Source organism: Methylomonas defluvii, assembly GCF_033949435.1.
Taxonomy (GTDB): domain Bacteria; phylum Pseudomonadota; class Gammaproteobacteria; order Methylococcales; family Methylomonadaceae; genus Methylomonas; species Methylomonas defluvii.
In genome coordinates, this window is record NZ_JAXARY010000010.1 from 12,638 (window position 1) to 33,853 (window position 21,216).

The 21,216-nt window shown below is 50.0% G+C and carries 25 protein-coding genes; 3 read left to right on the plus strand and 22 right to left on the minus strand.

Annotation, left to right across the window (positions count from 1 at the left end):
• Positions 1–442: 442 nt before the first annotated feature.
• The 5 genes from QLH52_RS11895 to QLH52_RS11915 form a co-directional block, all read right to left on the minus strand.
• The gene (locus tag QLH52_RS11895) at positions 443–2,008 is read right to left on the minus strand and encodes a hypothetical protein (protein WP_319961693.1); all 1,566 of its coding nucleotides are present in this window, start codon (positions 2,006–2,008) and stop codon (positions 443–445) included.
• A gap of 8 nt (positions 2,009–2,016) precedes the next feature.
• A complete protein-coding gene (locus tag QLH52_RS11900) occupies positions 2,017–2,541 on the minus strand; it encodes a helix-turn-helix domain-containing protein (protein WP_319961694.1) in 525 nt (174 codons plus the stop codon).
• A gap of 28 nt (positions 2,542–2,569) precedes the next feature.
• Entirely contained in the window at positions 2,570–3,139 is a 570-nt protein-coding gene (locus QLH52_RS11905; RefSeq protein ID WP_101053451.1) for a hypothetical protein, read from the minus strand.
• Positions 3,140–3,226: 87 nt separating this feature from the next.
• Positions 3,227–4,525 carry a Y-family DNA polymerase gene (locus QLH52_RS11910; RefSeq protein WP_101053453.1) on the minus strand — a complete coding sequence of 433 codons (1,299 nt, stop codon included), beginning with the start codon at positions 4,523–4,525 and terminating at the stop codon, positions 3,227–3,229.
• A gap of 2 nt (positions 4,526–4,527) precedes the next feature.
• A complete protein-coding gene (locus tag QLH52_RS11915) occupies positions 4,528–4,998 on the minus strand; it encodes a LexA family protein (protein ID WP_319961695.1) in 471 nt (156 codons plus the stop codon).
• Between the two features lie 152 nt (positions 4,999–5,150).
• On the opposite strand from QLH52_RS11915, the gene QLH52_RS11920 reads away from it, so the two are divergent.
• Positions 5,151–5,807 (plus strand): SOS response-associated peptidase, encoded by a 657-nt coding sequence (locus QLH52_RS11920; RefSeq protein WP_101053457.1) that lies wholly within the window; start codon positions 5,151–5,153, stop codon positions 5,805–5,807.
• 73 nt (positions 5,808–5,880) lie between these two features.
• Entirely contained in the window at positions 5,881–6,291 is a 411-nt protein-coding gene (locus QLH52_RS11925) for a hypothetical protein (protein ID WP_205800386.1), read from the plus strand.
• Between the two features lie 26 nt (positions 6,292–6,317).
• Here the strand turns inward: QLH52_RS11925 and QLH52_RS11930 are convergent, their stop codons facing one another.
• The 17 genes from QLH52_RS11930 to QLH52_RS12010 all read right to left on the minus strand — a co-directional run bounded on the left by QLH52_RS11930 (position 6,318) and on the right by QLH52_RS12010 (position 18,831).
• A complete protein-coding gene (locus tag QLH52_RS11930) occupies positions 6,318–7,082 on the minus strand; it encodes a hypothetical protein (protein WP_319961696.1) in 765 nt (254 codons plus the stop codon).
• Between the two features lie 21 nt (positions 7,083–7,103).
• Positions 7,104–7,949 carry a helix-turn-helix domain-containing protein gene (locus tag QLH52_RS11935; RefSeq protein WP_133120692.1) on the minus strand — a complete coding sequence of 282 codons (846 nt, stop codon included), beginning with the start codon at positions 7,947–7,949 and terminating at the stop codon, positions 7,104–7,106.
• Entirely contained in the window at positions 7,894–9,900 is a 2,007-nt protein-coding gene (locus QLH52_RS11940; protein WP_319961697.1) for a hypothetical protein, read from the minus strand. Before QLH52_RS11940 ends, QLH52_RS11935 begins: the two co-directional genes overlap by 56 nt.
• 15 nt (positions 9,901–9,915) lie before the next feature.
• The gene (locus QLH52_RS11945; RefSeq protein ID WP_101053465.1) at positions 9,916–10,437 is read right to left on the minus strand and encodes a hypothetical protein; all 522 of its coding nucleotides are present in this window, start codon (positions 10,435–10,437) and stop codon (positions 9,916–9,918) included.
• A gap of 27 nt (positions 10,438–10,464) precedes the next feature.
• Positions 10,465–10,992 (minus strand): hypothetical protein, encoded by a 528-nt coding sequence (locus QLH52_RS11950; protein ID WP_101053467.1) that lies wholly within the window; start codon positions 10,990–10,992, stop codon positions 10,465–10,467.
• A complete protein-coding gene (locus QLH52_RS11955) occupies positions 10,993–11,544 on the minus strand; it encodes a hypothetical protein (protein WP_101053468.1) in 552 nt (183 codons plus the stop codon). It lies immediately after the preceding gene.
• A 96-nt stretch (positions 11,545–11,640) separates the two neighbouring features.
• Entirely contained in the window at positions 11,641–12,195 is a 555-nt protein-coding gene (locus QLH52_RS11960) for a hypothetical protein (RefSeq protein WP_319961698.1), read from the minus strand.
• 44 nt (positions 12,196–12,239) lie between these two features.
• Entirely contained in the window at positions 12,240–12,464 is a 225-nt protein-coding gene (locus tag QLH52_RS11965; protein ID WP_319961699.1) for a hypothetical protein, read from the minus strand.
• Between the two features lie 71 nt (positions 12,465–12,535).
• A complete protein-coding gene (locus tag QLH52_RS11970; RefSeq protein WP_319961700.1) occupies positions 12,536–14,380 on the minus strand; it encodes a DnaB-like helicase C-terminal domain-containing protein in 1,845 nt (614 codons plus the stop codon).
• Entirely contained in the window at positions 14,377–15,210 is an 834-nt protein-coding gene (locus tag QLH52_RS11975; protein WP_319961701.1) for a helix-turn-helix domain-containing protein, read from the minus strand. Before QLH52_RS11975 ends, QLH52_RS11970 begins: the two co-directional genes overlap by 4 nt.
• A gap of 9 nt (positions 15,211–15,219) precedes the next feature.
• The gene (locus QLH52_RS11980; protein ID WP_033158434.1) at positions 15,220–15,402 is read right to left on the minus strand and encodes a hypothetical protein; all 183 of its coding nucleotides are present in this window, start codon (positions 15,400–15,402) and stop codon (positions 15,220–15,222) included.
• A gap of 192 nt (positions 15,403–15,594) precedes the next feature.
• Complete coding sequence (locus QLH52_RS11985) at positions 15,595–15,813, minus strand: hypothetical protein (protein ID WP_319961702.1); 219 nt, start codon at positions 15,811–15,813, stop codon at positions 15,595–15,597.
• Between the two features lie 110 nt (positions 15,814–15,923).
• Entirely contained in the window at positions 15,924–16,367 is a 444-nt protein-coding gene (locus tag QLH52_RS11990) for a hypothetical protein (RefSeq protein ID WP_319961703.1), read from the minus strand.
• 106 nt (positions 16,368–16,473) lie between these two features.
• Positions 16,474–16,770, minus strand: a complete 297-nt coding sequence (locus QLH52_RS11995; RefSeq protein ID WP_319961704.1) for a HigA family addiction module antitoxin — start codon at positions 16,768–16,770, stop codon at positions 16,474–16,476.
• Between the two features lie 13 nt (positions 16,771–16,783).
• Positions 16,784–17,062, minus strand: coding sequence for a type II toxin-antitoxin system RelE/ParE family toxin (locus QLH52_RS12000; protein WP_319961705.1), 279 nt, complete (start codon positions 17,060–17,062; stop codon positions 16,784–16,786).
• 123 nt (positions 17,063–17,185) lie between these two features.
• Complete coding sequence (locus QLH52_RS12005; protein ID WP_319961706.1) at positions 17,186–18,439, minus strand: tyrosine-type recombinase/integrase; 1,254 nt, start codon at positions 18,437–18,439, stop codon at positions 17,186–17,188.
• Positions 18,439–18,831, minus strand: a complete 393-nt coding sequence (locus QLH52_RS12010) for a hypothetical protein (RefSeq protein ID WP_319961707.1) — start codon at positions 18,829–18,831, stop codon at positions 18,439–18,441. The genes QLH52_RS12005 and QLH52_RS12010 overlap by 1 nt, the downstream gene beginning before the upstream one ends.
• A 532-nt stretch (positions 18,832–19,363) precedes the next feature.
• On the opposite strand from QLH52_RS12010, the gene QLH52_RS12015 reads away from it, so the two are divergent.
• Positions 19,364–21,196: a type IV secretory system conjugative DNA transfer family protein gene (locus QLH52_RS12015; protein ID WP_319961708.1), complete on the plus strand. Its 1,833-nt coding sequence runs from the start codon at positions 19,364–19,366 to the stop codon at positions 21,194–21,196.
• Positions 21,197–21,216 lie beyond the last annotated feature (20 nt).

Below are 21,216 nucleotides of genomic sequence, written 5' to 3' on the forward strand. Positions count from 1 at the left end.
GATGAAAGAACGAGCGCCGATCAGAACTTCAATTTACCATAATCCAGAGACATATCAACACAAAGGGAGCCCTGGATTGGTCGATTGCTGGTTTCTTCTTTATGCATTCCGGCTGTAAAAAGCGGCTCAGTCAACAATCTCCTGGCTATCGCCCTGTTACAGCCTTAATGCGTCGTGGGTGCGACGGTGGTGTGAGCTGTATCTTGACTGTTGTATTCATTGGGGCCTATTCTTACGATGCCTTGATGCCAAGAATGGTTGTCTTGGGAACGTCAAGGCGTTAATAAGGCTCATCCTCGCCGAGCAGTCCACGCTCAACCAGGACTTTCCGCTGTCTCTCCCTCGCCATAGCCATTCGATCAACGAAATCGGTTTTTAGTCGCTCAATCAATTCTTTGTCCATTTTGCCGATCACCCTACCGACATCTCCATTCAAAAATCCTCACTCCACATCCGAAAACATATCCTCAGCCTCGGCTATCGCTTTAGCCACCGCTGAATTAACGCCGCTGCCGGCGTTATCCGACACCATATAAATCGCATCTTCCAGCCACGCGAACGACTTGGCATCAAATATGTCGGGCGACTTGATGCCGTTCTTACGCATGACCTCTTTCTTTTCCATCACGTACCGCAGTCCGCCCGCCTCGGCGAAGTGGTAAGGCAACCGCGCCCCCTGTAGCAGTATCTTTTCCTTCATCTTGCGGTCGATGTTCATTCGAAACGACACCCGGCCCGACTTGATGCCGTCACGCATCCGCACCATAGCGCATGCCCGCTGGTTGTAGAATCGGTCCTGGTATTCTTTCTTGAAACATGGCTTGCCCCAATTCACCTTGACGACCGGAACCCCCATGGCCTCGATCAGTTTGTTCACCGTCGCGCCAACGCCGCCGTTATCGACCATCAGCGTGGCGTTTGATAGCTTGCCAACCAGATTAGCCAGATCCCCGGCGAAAATGATTTCGTTTTTGCTATTGGTGCAGTACGGGATTTCGATGTACTCGACTCGCCGCGCATCCGGGCCAAAGTCACCATAGCCAATCACTTTGGCAATAATGGCGACCGATTCGTCGCGGTATTCGCCCAAGCCAACGTCCGACAGCACCAACAAACCATACGGTTCGTCATCGCGGATAATTTGCCCGCGCTCGAACGCTCTTTCCAGTTCGACCCGGGTAAGCAGGTTGCTGCCGGAATCCTCAGCGAACAGACCGAGAACCCGGATTCGGTACTCAATGGATTCGCGCCCACCCGTTTCGTCGTCACGATCCTTGAGCCACTGCATAGTGACAAATGGCGACCGCTCGGAACTAAAGCGCAACGAAATCCACGAACCGCCATTGTCGCGCGATAGGTTGTGGTGCGATTCATAAAATCTGCCGGCGTTGCGCACTCCTTGAGATGCCATCAATGTGCGGTTGCCCGGCTGGGTTTGGGTGCCGTCAATTACATCGAAATGCTCATCCGATACACCAGCTGCCTCATCGATGATGATCAGCTGCCAATATCGATGCTTACCCGCAACGCCGATTGACTGCCCTTGCTGCATAGCAACCTGGGTGATAAACCACTGGTCTTCAAAGCCTTTGACCGCTACTCGGGTTTTGGTAATCTCGTAGTAGTCGTTTATCCAGCCATACGGCCCGTTGGCGATGGCGAGATAAACGTCGTTCATCTCTTTCCAAACACCGTCGGCAACCTGATTTATCCTTGGGGCCCCAATGTAGGTGTTCGAACCGATTTCGACCTTGCCTTCATACACCGCGACCGGGTGGCACAGAAGATGCCATAAGGCTATCCGTCCGAATGCTGCCGTCTTGCCGGTTGACGTGCCGGACACCACCGACACCTTGGCATTGGGCGGGGAAATAGCGAAAAGCAGGTCTTCCTGGTCGAACGATGGCGACATGCCGCACACGCTGACCGCAAAACGTAGCGGGTCAGCGTGGAAGCGTTCAACGAATTCGAGGTACCTGGGATCTTGGAAAATCGAAGCCTTCGCCATAAGCCTGATTACTCTGCTTCGGGCCTTGCCTCACGTTCAGCCAACACCGCTTTTTGGCGTTCATGTGCGGCTGCCATTTTGGTGACGAATTGGGTTTCGATCATATCCAGTGTTTCTTTGTCCAGCTTCAGTGAACCGTTGACCTCAACCTTATCGCGCCACTTATCGGGCTGACGGTTTTTCAGCCAGAATATCGCCGCTGTTGTATCTGGCGGGTGATGCTTGGTTACATCGGTCAAGATGACCTGACCATCTGCAATGTTGACCTTGGTTTCCGGGTGGCTGTAGCCGGTCGCGCGATGAAACAACGAATTGGCGACTTGAGCGTCTGCCAGCGTTTTACCGCGCTTAAGGGAATCGGCAAACTCCGGGGCCTGCTTTTTCCAGGTGTTGATCGTCTTCTCGCTCACACCGAAGAATCCGGCCAACTGCGCATCGGTGGCGCCCAGCAGGCAGTAGTTGTAAGCCTGGTCAATGAACTCCGGTTTTAATGCGGTAGGTCGGCCAACTGTAGGTTTTTTGGTATTTGGCATAGGGGCTGGCCTTTATGGGATGAAGAAATTACGTTTTGTATTGGGTTGATGCATGATACCCCGCCAATTTCCGCCCAATTGCCGCGACTTCCGAACTCGCTTCATCGACCACTCTGAGCAGTTTGGCGCCTAGTTTCAGCTCATCGAATTCTGGATTGATTTCGCGGAAGCGGTTGACGATCTTCTTGATTTCCCCGAATCGATTGAAGGCAACCTCTGCCGCCTGTTCGACCACCGACAACTGATCAAACAGATTCCGGATAGCGTTGTTCTCGTCGGCGGTGACCTCTTCAAGTGCCCGTTTAATCTGCTGCTCTTGGGCGGTGACCGGATTTCGGTCCCAAAAGTCCGACAGACCGTAAAGGAAGTCAGTGGATACTTGGTACACGATTGAGGCTTTGTAGATTAAAAAAACTGGGATGGTTTCCGGGTCGCTGGCATGTTCTATCTTGCTGAGCTTGGACGAATTGGCGTATCCAAGCAACTCGGCTGCTTCCAGACCGCTCAGTCCGCACATTTCGCGCGCAATTGTCATGCGCTGACCGAATGTTTTAACGATTTTTTGCTTTTCTTCTGTGTCGATGATTACCGGCTGCATGTTTTCCCCGCGTCTTGGAAGTTGGGAAATTTAAGCACGTTGAAAAGTTGATTTTGATTGAGGTTTCCGAGTTGATATACGCTAGGTTTATTTGCAGCTGACGCAGACCAGCTCACGCCAGTCGGTGGTGTAGCGCTGAGACATTTTCTCTGCTTTAGGTTTCCAGGTTTGATCGATACGAGCCGTGGCGATAGCAATGCCCTTAGGGAAACGTTGGTTGATGTGATCTACCGTTTTCATCAAGGCGCGGTTTTCTGCCGGTAAACCAGAGTTGGTAAAGTCGAATAGCTCAGTTTGTCCCGGTGCGGTTTCCGACTGAATATGACTGAGTTGTACGCCGCATTTGTAATACCCGTAACCAGTTTGGTAAATGGCACGGAGTAAGCGATCCACAACAGCCAGAATCACCCGAGTATCTTGGCTGTGTTGATCCAGCCTAGCACTGGCGCTGCGCTGGTATTGCGGTTCGCGTTCGGCAAAACCATTGGTCCGAATGAAGATTGTCACGCTGCCGGCTACCGACTGTTGTTGCCTGAGTTTCTCGGTGGCTCGACTGGTGAACTCGGCCAGCGCAGCAGATAACTCGTGGTAGTGGGTTAAGCGTCGGCTGAAACTGCGGGAACAGACAATTTGCTGTTTATTCGGGGCAATTTCTTCCAGGTCCAAGCAGGCAATACCGTTCAATTCCATCACCGTCCGAGCTACAACGATACTGAATTGCTGCTGGATTTTCTCCGGCGGTTGGCAGGCCAACTCCCAGACGGTCTTAATTCCGAGTTGATCCAGTTTGCGCGAGATTTGCGGGCCAATACCCCAAACCTCGTTGACCGGGACGAGACGCATCAGCTTTTCCCGGCGTAGCGGGTCCGACAGATCTAATACGCCGTTGGTTTGTTTCCACTTCTTCGCGGCAAAGTTTGCCAGTTTAGCCAAGGTCTTGGTGGGCCCCATACCGACACAGACCGGAATACCCGTCGTGCGGAACACCGCTTGCTTGATGCGTTTGGCATAAGCTATTGGGTCGGTTTGACACCGGTAGACGCCGGTTAAATCTAAAAAAGCTTCATCAATCGAATACACCTCCATGGATGGGGTAAAGGACTCAAGGGTCGCCATTACCCTGGCAGACATGTCGGCGTAGTACGAATAATTCGATGAGAAAAGTTGGATGTTGTGCTGCTCAACCAGATGCCGGACTTGAAACAGCGGTACACCCATTTTAATAGTCCTCAACGCTTTCACTTCGGCACTTCTGGCCACCACACAGCCATCGTTATTACTCAAGACGACTACCGGCTTGCCGTTCAGATCGGGTCGGAATACCCGCTCACAACTAACGTAAAAATTGTTGGCGTCCACCAAGGCGATGCGAGCCTGTTCCTGCATAATTAAACAGCATGAATAACATTGGTCACGACGCCCCACACCACCAGATCCAAATCATCAGTGAGAACAATGTCAGGATAATCCGGGTTTTCTGCTTTTAGTGTCCACTGTTCGTTTTCACACGTAAGGCGCTTAACCGTCAGTTCGCCGTTGAGTGCACAAATCACTACCTTACCCGCGACCGGCTCCAGGGATCTGTCGACGACTAAGATGTCGTTGGGGTGAATGCCGGCCCCAAGCATCGATTCACCTTGTGCCCTAACAAAGTACGTCGCGGCAGGTTTTTGGATCAGCAATTCATTTAAGTCCAGGTTTTTTTCGATGTGGTCGGCTGCTGGCGAAGGGAAACCCGCAGAGACTTTGCCAGCGAACAACGGTAGGCGAAGTCGTTGTAGCCATTGAGACGGCTTGGACACGGCGAGTCGATCTGCCAAAATCACTACATCATCGACGACATTACGTTTAAAAGGCATTACAGGCATGGCATGACAATTAGTCTGATGAACGGGTGGCATAGCCTACCATCGAAAAGGCCATTGTTCTATATTTGTTCTTAGTGACGGTATTGTGCAACTCCTGGACATTCGGGTTTAATGCATCCCAGTAATCAGCGTGAGGCAAGGGTATGTGTGGCCGCTACAGTTTGACGACAACGCCGGACATCATCATTGAGCATTTTCAGTTGCTGCGCCAGGTGAAGTTTCAGCCCAGTTACAACATTCCGCCCGGCCAAAAAATTCTCGCAATCGTTGAATTGGAAGACCGGTCGCGTAAAGCGGTCAATCTCCACTGGGGATTGGTGCCCTCTTGGTCTAAAGATGCCAAAAACAGCGGGCACCTGATCAACGCAAGAGCAGAAACGGTGAAGGAAAAGCCGTCGTTCCGCTCGGCATTCAAACACAGGCGCTGTCTGATTCCGGCCACCGGTTTTTATGAGTGGGAGCGCCGTAACGGCAAACAGCCTTTTCACATTCACCGCCCGGACAACGGCCTGTTCGCCTTCGCCGGCCTATGGGAGCAGTGGCAGCATGAAACAGAAACGCTGTATTCCTGCACGATTATTACCACAGCTGCAGCTGAGCTAATGCAACCCATCCACGACCGAATGCCGGTCATCATAACGCCGGGCTACTACCGGCAATGGCTGAATAAAGCCGCTGGCGCCGACGAGGCCCTTGAATTACTGGATAACCACGCCTATGCCGAAATGACCGCCGCAGCGGTAGGCGACTGGGTGAACAATCCAAAGCACGATGATGAGCGTTGTGTTGCCCCTGTTTAAATAAATTGCAGTCGATTAAGGAACGTCGGAGGATAATCGTCTGCAACAGAGAAATCCAACAACAGGAGGATTTATGCGCGGACCAGTAACGATTTTGGTACTTAGCCTGTTTCTATCGGGTACGGCTTTCGGCGATCAGGATGATTGGGTCTACATGCCTCGTCAACAGCAACAGAAACAAAGGCAATACGAACAGCAGCAGCGTGCCCAACAACAGCAATTCCAGCGCCGGGATGATTACCGGGATGACTATAACCAGAGCGAGGGTTACCAAGGCTATCAAGGTTACCAGGGGTATCAGGGCTATCAGGGGTATCAAGGTTACCAGGGCGGCTATAGGGGATATAATCAGCAGCCTCCGACCGGTTATCAGGCCCCGGCCGATTATTACGGGTTGCCACCGGTTAGAGGCTTTGTTTATCCTCAACAGCAGCAACCACAGCAACTGCCAAGGTTCGAGCAACATCATCGTGGCCGCTGGTAATGCCGCTTCAACTTACCGAGCGTGAATTATCGCCTTTGGTTTGAATTTACTCCGGTATTGTGAGACAGGTATTTATCCCAGTCACTGCGATCAATCGCTGTCAGGGTTGATAACTGAATGGGTACCGACATTTCAACGAACCGGCCTTGTTTATCAATCGGGGCGTTGGTGTCCTTACTGATCGATTCGATAACCAGTGGCCAGTAGACGGAATCCTTGTACTTCACAGCCAGAAGAACCGGCGCCTGCGAAGGAAACGCCGTTTTATAGGAAAATCCATCTTCAAGCAGTCGCACGGCCAATGATCCTTCTTCGGATAGTTCGACGGGAAGCGCCCATTTCATCAGCTGATTGAATGGCTCGTGAACCTCTTTAACGGGATCGCGCCACGCCCTGAAAAGAGCGGTAATGTTGAACTTGGCCGCTTGTCCGCCTACATAAACTTGCGTCGAATTTAGCTTGGTTATTCCGGTTCTGCCTTCCAATCCGTGCGCCAATCGCTGCAAATCACTTCCGAAGATGCTACCGGCTTTACTCGATACGCCCTCGATAGCGCCGGATTGCACCATCATTTGCAGCGTGGGCATGAAATTTGAAGAACTCTGATTCTCGAAAGGGCTTGACCAGGTTAATGACATTTCCAAGTTTGATTCAGTCAGCGCTGCCTTGACGGTAATATCGTCAACCCGCTTTCCTTTGCGGTCGATGGTATAAAATTCTGCGATAAGGTGCGGTGATAGCCCGCCCCAGTCGGATGTTAATACAACGGGTTTATCTGGTGCTGTTGCCATTTCGTTTCCTGTTATGGGTTTTTATGATGCGACGGCTGCTAACGTGGTGTTGCTGCGCTTACGGGATGCGCGCGGCTTGCATTCGGTTATGGGGGTTAGGACTGGCTGCGGAAATGCCGGATTTGTCCAAACCCTAATCGCTGGCTTTGGCTGCGGTAAAGCGGCTAGGGAGTCAATCGCCAAGGCTTTGACGCGAACAAGGCTTAATGTTGCACTTCGCGCTAGAGCTTGAGCTTGATCAATCCGATTCAGAATAACAGCCGAGCGCGGCATATTCTCGAACTCAGGGTTTGCCATCCAAAAATGGGTAAAGCCATCATCTATCGCCTGGATAGCTGGACCAAGCAAGGCCAAAGCATCGGCCAGGGCAGTTATCTTATTGTCTTGCGACAGTTGTTTCGCTACTGTCTTGGCGTGGTTCTCAAGCTGAAGACGCTCCATACCAGCGAGAAAATCACGCTCACGTGTTTCTTCGCAAAACTCCCAGTCGTCGGTAATGGAAAGCAGCCACTCGGCGGACACGTCAAAAATTTCCGCAGCTTTTTTGATCACGCTGAGAGGCACAAGCAAAAGCCCTTCCTCCATGGCACGAAGTTGATCGGATGTGATTCCTAGCATATCTGCGGCTTGTTTTTGAGAGAGCTTACAGAACTCTTTACGCGCCTCAAGCATCCGCAGCCCGACCTCTTTTGATAGAGCAATTTCATCTTTATCGATTTCCGGTGTATTGAACATTTTGGCCTTTTTGTCGAAATTTACTTGCCGAATTGGGGGTTCAGCCTTATGCGGAACCCCTCGAAACAATGTCGAACTAGTAAAAAAATGGGAAGTAACCGCCGCTTGCAATATGGGCGATACCTCGATCACGCAAATCTCTCCCGACGTCGCCGCTATCTTCGACGCGAACGACTTGCACTTTGTTTTTATCCGTGCTCAGCGGCTCGATTACCGTTGGTGCGTCCGCTACTTTAGGCGTGGTTGGCATAGCCGGCGTCTTGAATGACGGTGCGTTAACCGACACCGCCCGGACAGCTGCGGCACCCTGTTTGTAATAACTTGACATCAAGGTATTGCCGTCCGATTTGTCTACGCCCCTGAGCACGTAATCGCTGGCACCGCTGGCACCGCCGAGGTGGGCGGCTTTCAAGTAGGCTGCGACTTGCTCGGGGCTTGCGGCCATGCTGATGGCGCCAGATTTCACGCCCTGAGTAAAATTACGGGCTTGCATGTCGGTGAAAGCTTTGTCCTGCAACGCCGAATCACTGAGATAGGCCTCTTTGCCGCCGGGGATATTCCAGTTTGCGGAATCAGCGAGGAACGATTTTTGATCGTATCGACCAGACTTTTTAGCGGCTTTGAGCTTTGCGAGATTGACCAAGCCAACATCAGCAAGAGTTTCACTCCCCATTTGAAAGCGGCCCAAGAACCCTTTCGGATTTTCGGCGAGCGGATCACCGCCGGATTCGGTCCGTATGACTTCGGCAGCGTATGCAGCGGCTTGTGCATCAGACAGGCCCGGTATTGCACCGAACGAACCGAAAGCTTTTTGGCCGGCCTTGCCAAACGTAGTGTTGTCGAGAAGCCAAGATGGTGTGCCCTTGATGGTATCCCAAGCACCGGAAAGGTTACTTTGGGTACGATCAAGCCACAGACCGCCCATTTCTTTCAGGTTAACGCCGGTATTCTTGTCGACGAATGTGTTGAAATCGTTGAGCTGCTCACCAACAACATTGCCGGCTTGGGCGAAATTGCTTTTTGTGCGCGCAAGCCACAGCTCGAAACCTTTTTGGAAGTCGAAGCCGCCGGTCCAAGTTTCGAACGCGCTTACCAGTTTGCCCGGCACATCGGCTTGTCTGAGCTCAGTTACCCACGTTCCGAATTTTTCGCCGATAATCTGCCCAGCCTGATCCCCAAGGAAGCCGCCAACCACGCCGCCTACGATAGTGCCGACCGGGCCAGCAGCCGAACCTGCCAATGCGCCGGCACCGATACCGGCTAGACTGCCAGTCCATCCACCGATTGACTTTCCCGCCGCCGCATCTTTCTGCGCGCGGGACAGATTAGGATCTGACTCACTGCCAAACACATCAACAGCAGCGCCACCAGCGGCAAACAGTGTGCCCAGAATAGGGATGCGTCTCAGGAGGCCTTTAGCACCCCGGCCAACCTTAGAAAGCAGTCCACCGAGCATTCCGCCGCCCAACATCCCACGCAGCAAGCCACTAATACCACCGCCACCGGCGTTGATCGTAGTGTTGCTACCGCCATTAATGCCGTTTGGCTTTTCCTCAATAGCCTTGAGACTTTTCTTTGCGGCCTTGTTGTAAACGCTTTCTTCGCGGTGGAAAACATCAAGTTTCCTGAAAATCTTGCGAAGTAATCCTTCCTGCTTGCTATCAGCGCGATTGAACAGGCTTAAACCTCGCCGCATGGGCTTAGTCACTTCCTGGAACGCCTTTGCAGCCGGATCTACATCGCCGGCAGCAGTAAGACCACCGCGCGAGACATTGGCAAGACGGGACGCTAAGGCGGCAACATCCGCCGACGATGATTTGGTTTTGGGTGGCTCGGCAGCTTTGCCATTAAATGACGACTGCAAGAACCGGCCATTCGAGCCGCGCAAGGGGCTTGCCTCCTGCCTGCGGTTTGCTACTGGGGCCAACTGCGGCTTAGCGGCTTGGCGTGTGCTATTTATCCCGCCGCCGATTGCTGCCTTTCTGATCGCAGCCACATCGTTCTTGATGTCTCGCAAATATCCCGGCATCCGACCAAGGTCAATCGGATCACCTACCAGGAATCCCTGGCTATCACTCTGCAATGCCATAACGCCGCATTATGGTGATACGGCAGTGCCGGTCAGAAAATCGATATCGTACATTCTCGGATAATCGGGGTATGGCCCTGATTTGAGAAAGCTGCGCAACTTATCGGCTTCTGTCTGAGCGGTGGCAATGGCAGCGGTTTCTATGTCGAAATTTGGCTCAGGGTACAGTGTGGAAAACTCCGCCTCAGTTAACGATCTGTCGGGCTTTGCGGCATTACGGAAATAGTTGTCAAGTTCCAGAAAATCGGCTGCAATTTCAGGGCTTTCGTTTGCTGGCGAAAGTTGGTCGGCACCGGTTTTTACTGCGTTATACAGCGTCAAATTTGTTCCTGAAACTGGCGGATTTGGAAATAATTCGACAAATTCTGCCGGCGTCATTCGATTTTTCATTGCCGCATTAAACCGATTTGCGAGCTGCATGCGCTCGTAACCTATTTTGTCATCTTGGTTGAACCGAACAATCTCTTGAAGCGCCTGGATTCTGGCTTTTACTTCGCCTAATTTTTCGCCGGTTACTATCTGCATATTCATGATTATTTATTTCCTATCTGTTTGCGTTTAATGTGAAACTGGCTCGGCCTGCTCGAACTCGGTGCCTGCCAAAATCCTGATGTCATATGCCGGATCGGCGAGAAATTCGCGAAGCTTGGTGTGCTGGCCCTGGAGTTCCTGAATTTCCTCGTATTTTTCGCCGAGCAGCTCTTCCAGGTCATCGGCTGGGTGTAGCTTCAACGCCTCTTCCTGGGAGTAGCCTTGGCGGCGAAGCTCCTGGATTTGGTCCTCGCGCGCTGCAACCGCCTGATCGCCAGATTTGAAAAGAAATTCGATGTCAGATTGCAGCGAGCAGACTCTCAGCGCGACAGCTAACAGCAAATCTTCATCGACAAGGGCATTACGTGCTTGTGGCTCTTCTCGCGGTTTGCCCTGTACATCATCAAGGATGGTCTGAAGCCAAAGCATGGTGTTAAGGCAATTTTCGAAAGCTTCCGAGTCATAATTCAGCGACTCTGGTGTAATGCCTTTAAGTCCGGTAATAGCTGCAGTTAAGCGCTCTGCGGCGTGCGCCTTGTTGATGTTGACCGGCATTTACGCGACCTCCGCTTGGTTCAAGCCGCCCCCATAAGAGGTGCCGACAAGATGGTGCATCTCATAAACCGGGGCGGATGAAAGAAAAGCATGTAGCTTTTCTTTCTCGGCTTTCAGCGCTTCGATGGCGGCGGCGTGGTCGTCTAATTGCTGCTGCGGGTGAGGCTCGATTTGGTCGATTTGGGATTGGGTAAAACCGTCATGTTTTAAGGAATTTACTTTGTGGTTGTGGCCCTGAATTAGGAGTTCGGCGCTCCTGCTGTGTAAATTAACTTCCCCGTCAATAGCGAGCAAACGACTGGCCACCCTGCCCACGAACGCTTGGCCGCCAACCGCCTGAAGATCAGCCTCGGCTTGCGCGAAAAGCTTATCGCAGTCCTTAATGTGCATTTCCAAAACACTAACGGCTTGACTGATTTTCTTTGCTGAATAGCTATTGCCGGCAAGCACACGGCTATCTATCTTTCTCAACGCGGAAATGGCCGGCAAGATAGCTTGCTTGGTATGGACAGCCGCTAAGAAGTCGGTTTTCGTGATGGTTTTGGCGTTCATTGATATTTTCCTGTTTAGATGCAATGGCGATTGGGTATAAGTAAGAGTAACGCCGCCCGGACAGGCGGAGCGGCATAACTTTCCGAATCTGAATTTCTACTCGGCGAACTCAGGTGCCTGGACGAAACATGCTAATTTGGTACCGTCCAGCAAACTGAAATCTTCGCCATCGCCGGCAATAAACGCCTCGATTTTTTCGAGCTCAGGCTTCAACACCCTTAACTCATCAAAATGTGGCGTGTAATGGATGCCCTCGTCCGGCAAAATCCCATTTATTTCGAATAAGGAGAATCCCTTGTGCATCAGCAGTTCAACGTTTGTGCAATGAATTTTCGCTAAATTTTCCACCGCCCAATCGTGTAAAAATATTTCGTTTTTCAGCTTTTCAACTCTAGCAACAGCGGCAGGAATCAAATCATGCGGCTGACCAATGCCCGGGCTAGGCACGCGATCCAAAGTGGATTGATGTCTTTCAACTTCAGACTCAAGCCATTTTTGGAACTCGTTAATTTTCAGCGTTGAGTCATCGTCGTCGAAGTCGAGCTCCAATTCTTCCGTAATGCCTTTCAAGGCAGAAATGACAGGACCAATGTGGCAAACAAAGCGTTGCGCCACATTGAGGTCATTACGATCTAACGTTTTTTCTTTCATGGTTTTTCCCCTTTTGGGTTTTAAAAAAATGGTTTTGAACTCGTTTATTCCGGAGCCGGGTTCCAACGCCTTAAGTTGGTGGCATGCTCCGCCGAGTTAGCCTTGACAAAAAAACCTTTGCCGAGCGGCGTCCAGACTTCAATTGGCTGAGGATATTCATCGACTAACTGTCGAGGCGACTTTCCGGCGATGAAGGCCAATATCTCCGGCTTGTGTTGCCGGATGTAGTCACGCTCATCGCCGGAAAGCTGGGACGCGGGATTGATCACAAGCGAATCTCCTTGGGCAGCGAAAGCGAATCCCGATGACTGAAGGCTGGTAACGAAGTGCAAGACGCTCACTAGAACACCTCCGCGTCAATGCCAGCTAAGTCGTTGTTGGGTTGTTCAGCGGTCGAGTAGTGAACGTACTTCCGCGGTGCAACACCGGGAGCACTGAGGAACTGGTGTGAGGCCTTGTGAAACCAAAGAGCAATTCGCGGCTCGTCCTCGCCGTTGCGTTGTTTCTCGCATAGGCAGAGTGCATCTGGCTCTTTCTGGATTTGGGCGACTTCAATATCGTCGAGGTTTGGCTGTTTTAACTTTTCCTCCTTCTTGCGGTTCCGCCACCAAATCAACACGGTATCGGCCAGGTTGGTAATCGCGCCACCGCCAAGTACATCGAATTTACCGCCAGGTTGTTCGTCGTTGTTGCCTTTGCGAAGGTGGGCAACCAGGATGATATGTACGTCGTGGTCTTTGGCAAAGTCTGTCAGCTTGTCGACAAAGTCTCTCTGTTTGTTGTAATCGTCAGGATCGATGTCGAGTTTCGACAAATTGTCGATGATGAAGAGATTGATGCCATAGCGCTGTCTGGCGTAGGCAAACACTTCCAGCATGCGTTGACATTTGGCGGTGGTAGAAACATCGAACACCCACAAACCATAGCCAAGCCACTGCATGATTTTTGCAACATAGGCGTCGGCTGGTTTATCGACGCATGAGGCCTGCCGAACCAATCGCTGCAACCAACGTTGAGGCTTGAATTCCATTGACGCCACGCAAGCGCGTATGCCGTGAGCAATCGCATGCAGGGTGATGTGTCCAACGCCTTCGCTTTTGCCATGCCCGTTGACGCCGGCCAGAATCGTCAATTCTCCCGGGCGGAAATACAGGGTTGTGCATTTGCTCCAAGGCGTGGCAAAGCCGATTTCGGCTTGGTTGGGGTTGAAGGCGGCAATGACGCCATCGACATATTCGGCGGCGTTGCGCAATTCTGACGGGTCGAGGGTTTTAGCTTTGCTCAACAACTCTTGCATCTGGGCCAGCGACAAACCGGCCTGCAGGCAGTCATTGCCATCCTTGTGCGGCAATTCGATAACGCGGCATCGGTGACGGCCAAGGCGGTCGATAATCTCGGCGGCGGCTTGTCGGCCCACGTCGTCGGTATCCATCGCGATGTAGATGACATCGAACCGTTCCAGGTTGTCGAATTCGTGCTCGATCCAATCGTGCTTCGCACCGCTGCCGCCGCCGAACGGTACCGACAGGGCCGGTATTTGATATTCAAACAGCGACATGGCGTCGATTTCACCCTCGGTGATGGCGACGAATCGCGCATCCGGCGGTATCGCCTGCCAACCGAACAAGGCCGGACGCATGTCGGCTTCGGTCACACCGAATTTTTTGCCGGCAATATGGCGCCATTTAGTCATGACCAGTTCGCCGGTTGGGTTATAGCAGGGAAACAATACCGATTTTGGCGTTTGGCCAACTCTGAACGCCTTGAGTGTGGCTTCGGAAAGCTTTCGCTCTTGAGTCAGGTATTTCCACGCCTGTGAACCGGGCAAGGCATCAACGGGCTTTGTCGTCGGTTTTTTGTAAACCTTTTGCTGCCGGGCGAACTGCGGTTTTTTGCCTTCCGGGTTTACACCGAGCCAGGATGCTGCCTCGGCCATCGCTTCCGGCATACTGAGGAATTTCACTTCGCGCCAGAGGTCGAGCAGGTCGCCAGATTCGCCGGTCGAAAAATCCGACCAGATACCGGCTTTATCCCCGTGAAGGCGAACGCCAAGACTTTTTCCTGCTTCACCGGACACCGATCCGCAGCGCCACTCGTGGCCTTCACGCTTGCCATTGGGCAACAGGTGCTTAGCAACCGCATCGGCATTACGGGCCAGCAATTGAGCGATTTCGGCCGGTCTCATATCAACCCCGCGATGCCAAGGAAACAGCTTGAGGTTGGTCCGCTGGCATCAGTTGCCGATGGCGACGAATTGATTTCGTCTTCCCAGCGCTTACCGTTTAGCCAAGATGCCGGGTGAGGAATGTATTTCCCATTTTCTTTTAGCCAATCGTGGGATTTTATCTCACGCTCCAATCCAGACATGATTTCAGCAAACAGCATTTCATCAGGTTTGAGTTTTCTCCATGCGGTTTCGGCTTCCTTTTTGGCCTTCTTTTTGGGGTAGACATGGTAAAACTCAGCAAATGACCTTCCAAGTTCATCGCTTGAAGCTGAAGTCGCTTTTTTGCTTCCGAGCTTATTGGTTTTATTTATTGATTCTATTTCCTGGTTAGTGTCGGTGTTTACCGACTGGTTGGAGTCGGTAATTGTCGACCGGTCTGGGTCGGAGTTTACCGACTGGTCGATATTTGCCGACTGGTTTTCAGGGCTCAAGTGGTCGGCATCTGCCGACTGCTTCCGGTCAGTATCTATCGACTGGTCTGCATTCTCCGACTGGTCGGTATTTGCCGACTGGTTTTTATAGTTAAATCCGACAAACTTGTACGATGACCCGGCGCCGCACTTTCGGGTAACAGAAATAATATTGCTCGCTTCAAGCTGCTTTATTGCCTCCATTACAGTTTCCCTGTGCATGCCGGTATCGTTACTGAGACAGGCGATACCTGGATTGCACCGTTTATAGTCATCGTTATAGCGGTCGGTTAGCGTCAGCAATACGAGCCTTGCTCGAAACGGCAAACTGCCGGCTCGAATTTGAGCCCATGCCCATTTGGTGGCATCAAAACTCATCTTGCTGCCTTATTCCTTCGGCCAACGCAAAATTGCTATGCGGTTGCCATTCTTATCTTTACAAACAGCAGTGCCATGTTTACGATTCGGGATTATTCGACCGATTATCGAGGCGGCAATATAATCACCGCTAATCGTTTGAAATAAACCATTTTCAAGTAAAATATCTTTGATTTTCTTTGGATCGCTCACAGTAACCTCCCAACAATACCGCCCAAAAAGACGGAATAAATCCACATCGCACGTTGGGCGCATTTCCGGTGTTTCTTCTATTGATTTGCCGTCGAGTTGAAGACTTTGATACCGGGAATTTGCGCCTTTTTCTGCGCCTAATTAAATGCAAGCCTCAAAACAAAAGGCATTGCAACGCATTTAATATGCGGTTCAGGTATCAGACTGGGAATCGATGCATTCGGCTAATACGCGAGTATTAACGAATAGCTGTTTGCCGACTTTGCGAAAGGCTTTCGCTAAGCCGTTGTGCTTGCGTTGCTTTACAGCCCATCCCCAGCCTTTTTTTGAATATAGATGAGGATATATATCGGGAATAACCTGATAAGGTTGGATGTCGTCTAGTGACGTTGTTGGCTGTTGTTCTGGCATTGTCTCTTCCTAATTTCAAGGTGTTTGAAGTAGTTTTCGACAATGGTATTGATATGCTTTATCTATGTCATGGAAACAAATATTTATTTATTCCAGGAGTTTTTCTTTCACTAAAAATTCTCGGTGGCATCCATATCTGCTTTAAATTCGTCAACTTTATCTTTCATTCTCTGAAAAATTTTTATCGCAGCATCTTCTTCGATTCCATATCTGTCTGCGACAATTTGAGCCGCTCCAGGTTTATCTTTATGCGATGTTAGGTTATCTCCAGCAGTTAGGTGATCATCTATTGATAACGCTATATTGAAATCTCGTTCTTTATCTGAATATCGTCCTTTAGGTCTTTTAATTTTTCCAACTATAACGTCAGCAATAAAATCGCGCGTGTCTTTGCTCAAAATTTCATCACTTCTTAATATGTTTTCCAATCCAGAAATCCCATGAGCTTCAAAATTTTTCTTTACTCCTTTAAACTGATAGTCCAGACCTATAGTTTTAACAAGGCCATATTTTTCCCCAACTCTAAGTTTTTCTAATAGATTTTTGGTAGCCATTTCTCACTCCATTAAGTGCAATATCATTAAAAATGGATAACCAGCCAGGCGGTTAATGACGCCGCTTTTCTCCCCGTCGGGATAGGCTGGTTAATTCTGATATTCGTTATGCCGCGTGTGGCCGATCAATCGGCGTGACGTTGGGCTTGGGCTTCTGCCGGGCCTGCCATAAATCGTATTCGGCTTGCATACGCACCCAGGTTTCGGCGGTCGGGCCGTTCAGCCAGGCTTCAAGGCGGATCGCCATATCGGCACTGATCGCCGCCCGGCCATTGACCACGCGCGATAATGCGACGCGGGAAACACCAAGCTGAGCGGCGGCTTCGGTGACGCCGATACCCAGCTCGGGTAACACGTCCTCTTTCAAAATGCTGCCGGGGTGTGGGGGATTGAACATAGTCATGGGTATTTACCTGTCAGTGATAATCTTGATAATCGACCAATACGGCGTCTTCACCCTCGAACATGAAGGTAAGGCGCCAGTTTCCGCTAACTTTGACGGCCCAATGCTCAACCAAGTCGCCTTTTAGCGGATGGAGCTTCCAGCCGGCGACATCCATTTCTTGCGGCGTTTTGGCGGCGTTGAGCAATAACAATTGCCGGGATAACTTTGGAGCGTGTTCGGCATTGATGCCCGATTTGGATCCGGCTTCAAAAAATTGCTGAATGCCTTTATGGCGGAAACTTTTGATCATGATTAAGTGTATCTCGTTGCTTTACGCTTTACAATAAAAGACCCAAAATAATATAGAAGGTAAGCCAACCCAGCAGCTAATAGCGCCGCCTGTCCCCGACCGGGTAAGGTTGGCTCAACGGATCTACAAGTTAAAGGCCTGAGCCAGTTCGTTGACGATCTGCCGCTTTTGGTCGCGTCCCTGGTGAATGTAGCGCATGGTGGTTTGAATGCTTTTGTGGCCGGCCAGCTTGGCTATTTGATTGATCTCCTTGCCGGAGTCGGACAACGCCGAGCAGAAGCCATGCCGCAGGCAATGGAAAGTGAATTTCTCCAGCTTGACACTGCCGTCCGGGTTCAGGATGTCCCGGTCAGCGATATTGGCGGCTTTCAATACGTTTCGCCACGCCTTGCGAAAATCCATCGGTTGCTCAGGAAGTTCGACCGACGGGAAGATCAAACCGGTACCCACTTCCTGATGGCGTTTCAGCTCGGTCATGACGACCGGCGCTAAATACAGCTCCCGACTGGTGCCGTTCTTGGTATCGCCCAGAAAGGCGCTGCTGTCCTTGAAGTTGACGTCGTTCCATCGCAAGTTCATCAGTTCGCCTTTACGGGCACCGGTAGTCATGGCCATCAGTACCAGCAAATAAAGCTTATCCCAGTGAGATTCCCGGCTGGCTTTCAGTAATCGCTTACGTTCGGCCTCGCTTAATACCCGGTCCCGGCGCTTAGTGTCATCATCGACCACCACGCTCCGAACTAGGTTTTCATCGACATAGCCGCGACTCAGGGCAAATTTGTAGACGCTGGACAAGACCGCCTTCTTGCGATTGATGGTCGTGGCGCGCTGGCCCTCGTCGATCAGGTCGTCAATGTGTTCGCGAATGTCGAAAATATCGATGTCGGTCATGATGCGGTCGCCGAAAAACTGGCACCAGTAATCAACCCGCTGCATCTGGCCTTGATAGTCCTTCTTACCCCAACGGGACAGGTATTCGTCGCAGACGTCTCGAAAAGTTTTGTAACGGATGCGTTTGCCAGCCTTGATGAATAGTTCGGCGCCTCCCATACGCTCGATTTCTTGCACGGAAAGCTGTAACAGTTCTTTTTTGGATAGGGCGTTAATCGCTTCCAGTTTGGCCTGATGGCGGATTGCAAACAGATCGATACCCAACTGCTTGAAAAGACCCTCGCCCCCCAAGGCGCAAATTTCATCCTCTGAAAGGGCCATTAATTGCGCCTGATCCAGGTTCAAAATAGTCTTGATGCCGTTCTCGATGTTATCGGCCCAAGCTTGTGCGAGGCTTTCCGTTGGGAAGGTTTTGTTTTTGACAATGCCTTTAAGGCGGACATCGGCGCGGAAGTTGCCGTTGGCTAAAGGTCGGATGTATGCCATTACACGCCCTCGCCGATTTGATTAGTTTGGATAGCGACATCAGGCGCAAACCGTTGCCTTAGCAGCTCAAGCAGCTGGTCATATTCCGGGCCGGCACCCATGATTTCAGACAATAATTCTTGTCGGCCAGCATCTTGTTCAGATCGGAAATAGGATTTTCGGTGTTCGCCGTGGGCGTTCGGAAAGGTTTGGCGGATATGTAGTATGACAACATCGATTTGCGCCTTGGTGGCAAATAACGGGCTGTGATACTTGCTCTCGGGATCGGACACGCAAAAATATTCGACGTGAAAATCTGTGAGCGTTTCTTGCGAGTTTTGAGGTTCTTGAAAAGGTTGCTCGGACAAAACATCGTTTTGTGAGCTTTGAAGGGATAGATTTTGCTGGTTCATTACGCCACCTCATTGGAGCAAATAATGCAGAGTGCGCCTAAATTTGCGCCTTACTGCTGTTATGTTGCTTCAACTCGACGGCAATCCAGTTGATAAGCTATTGATTAGCTTAAAGTATTCAGTGGTGGGTCGTGTGCGATTCGAACGCACGACCATCGCATTAAAAGTGCTATATTAATATATAACTCATTGATTTAATTTAACTAAAACAAATAGCCTTCACGTTGCTTTGTCTATTTGTGCATATCCTTGTATATCCGATTTACCCAGAATTTACCCACCGATTGGATCGAACTTATCAAATAGTTGGTAGTTTTGGTTAAGCCCCATTGCGGTCTGGGGAAATAAACAGCTATCGCTAAGTTTAACTCTTATGCAAACAATTGAGACACATGCTCCCACCATAATCACAACTCGAAATCAATGTTGATTGCAATAAAGCGACGATCATGGACCTTTCCGTACAGTTAAGTAAATTGATTCTGCTTCCAATTCGAAGCAGTTACTAAACTAATACCGTAAGGACAGAAAAATGAATACACAATTGATCAAAAGTAATCAAATATTAGCGCCAATATCCTACGTGCAACCCCCATTGCTCAAGCCAAATCAAGCGGAAGTTAATGAATTTTCGCGAACAACATTCGGTTCAGCAAAATTCGCAGACCCAAACGAGTTAGTTGCAAACGGTTTAAGCAATCCCGGCGAAGGGCGAACACTTGCTCCCTGTGTCGGAATCGTAAAAGACAAAAATGGTTATACATATCAAGTTTATGGCAGAACACCTTCGTTAAATAATGAGTTGCATTCAAGTAATCATTTACTGACGGTAGGTAAAACGCAAGCAGGGAAGAGTTCGGGGCAATTAATGCCTACTTTATTGAATTATGAAGGGGGGTGCTTAATCAATGACCCCAAAGGTGAGCTTTGTCGGAAATCATCGGGTTGTCGAACTCTGGAACTTGGTCATGCTGCGTATCGTTTTGATCCAGAATTGGAGGATTCTAATGTCTATAATCCTCTTTCAAGTATCCGGACCAAGTTGGATGTTTGTTTTGAAAACATGACGCTTTCACAGCAGGCAAGCGAGCAGGATGATGCGTTGTTTTTAGCGGAAATGCTGATTACACCAAGCGGAGATACGGGAGATGTATTTTGGGAGACGTTAGCGCATTCCATATTAGCGGGCGTTTTACTCTACGTTGCCACGAGTAAAATTACTGAATTTGATCAAGATATGACACTTGATACGCTAGATACCCTAGATACGGACGAAATGGAGGAAGTACGACTTAAAAATCTGGTATGTGTGCGCGAAAGGAGCATGTATGAAGTTGTACGGTTGCTTTTTGTTGAACCTAAAGCCTTCAGTATTTTTCTCAAACAAATGTTGAAGTCGACAAGGCCGTTGGTTCAAAACTCGGCTGCAATATTTATGAGGCTGGAGGCAGGAGAGGGGAAAATCGCACAATCGGTATTTGCGATGTATGTTTCTCAGTTAAGTATCTGGAAGTCGTCACGCATTAGAAACGCGACTTACAAAAAGCCGCCAGCTGAAGATGTATCGCAAGCCATCAAGAATGACTTCGAATTCACCGACTTGGCGAATGGCTATACAACGATTTACATCAATTACGAACCAGACCTATCAGACACACGCTCAGTTCTAAGGGTGCTTATAGGTATTGCAATGAGACAATTGAAGCAACACAATAAGCACCTGATGAATAATCCAGCTCGTCATAATAGGCCACCCGTGCTTTTTCTATTAGACGAGTTCTCAACATTAGGTTACATGAGGCCTATCGAAGAAGCATTAAGTTTCATTGCCGGTTATAACGTACGATTCTGGTTTTTTGTTCAGGATATTTGCCAACTCAAACAGCATTACCCAAAATCCTGGACAACGTTTTTCTCTAATACCGGGACGCAATGTTATTATGGTATCAATGAAATCGAAACAGCAAAGTTCATCTCAGAAATGCTGGGTAATACAACGGTTACAAGTCATACCTTCAACAGAGGAACAGCAACGGGACCGGCTACGTTTTATGGTAGTAACTCATCCAGCAATCATTCGATAACTACTGCCGATGTTTCTCGTCCCCTAATGACGGCGGATGAAATAATGTTGGCATCAAAAGATCATTTGCTTGTTTTTAATCACGGTATCAGGCCTATATTGGGCTCGTTACAAAGGTATTATCTGAATCCTGAATTATTGAGGCGAAGTCAATTAATGCCAATGCACAGAAAAGTTTATTTGCCGGGCCAACGCTGCCAACGAAACCCAATCAAGTGGAATATTGTCACCCGCTCTAAGTTAATGCGGTCAGCGATTCCGGTGAAGGTTTCCAGCCTTTGATGAAGTCGTTTTAGCAGCAC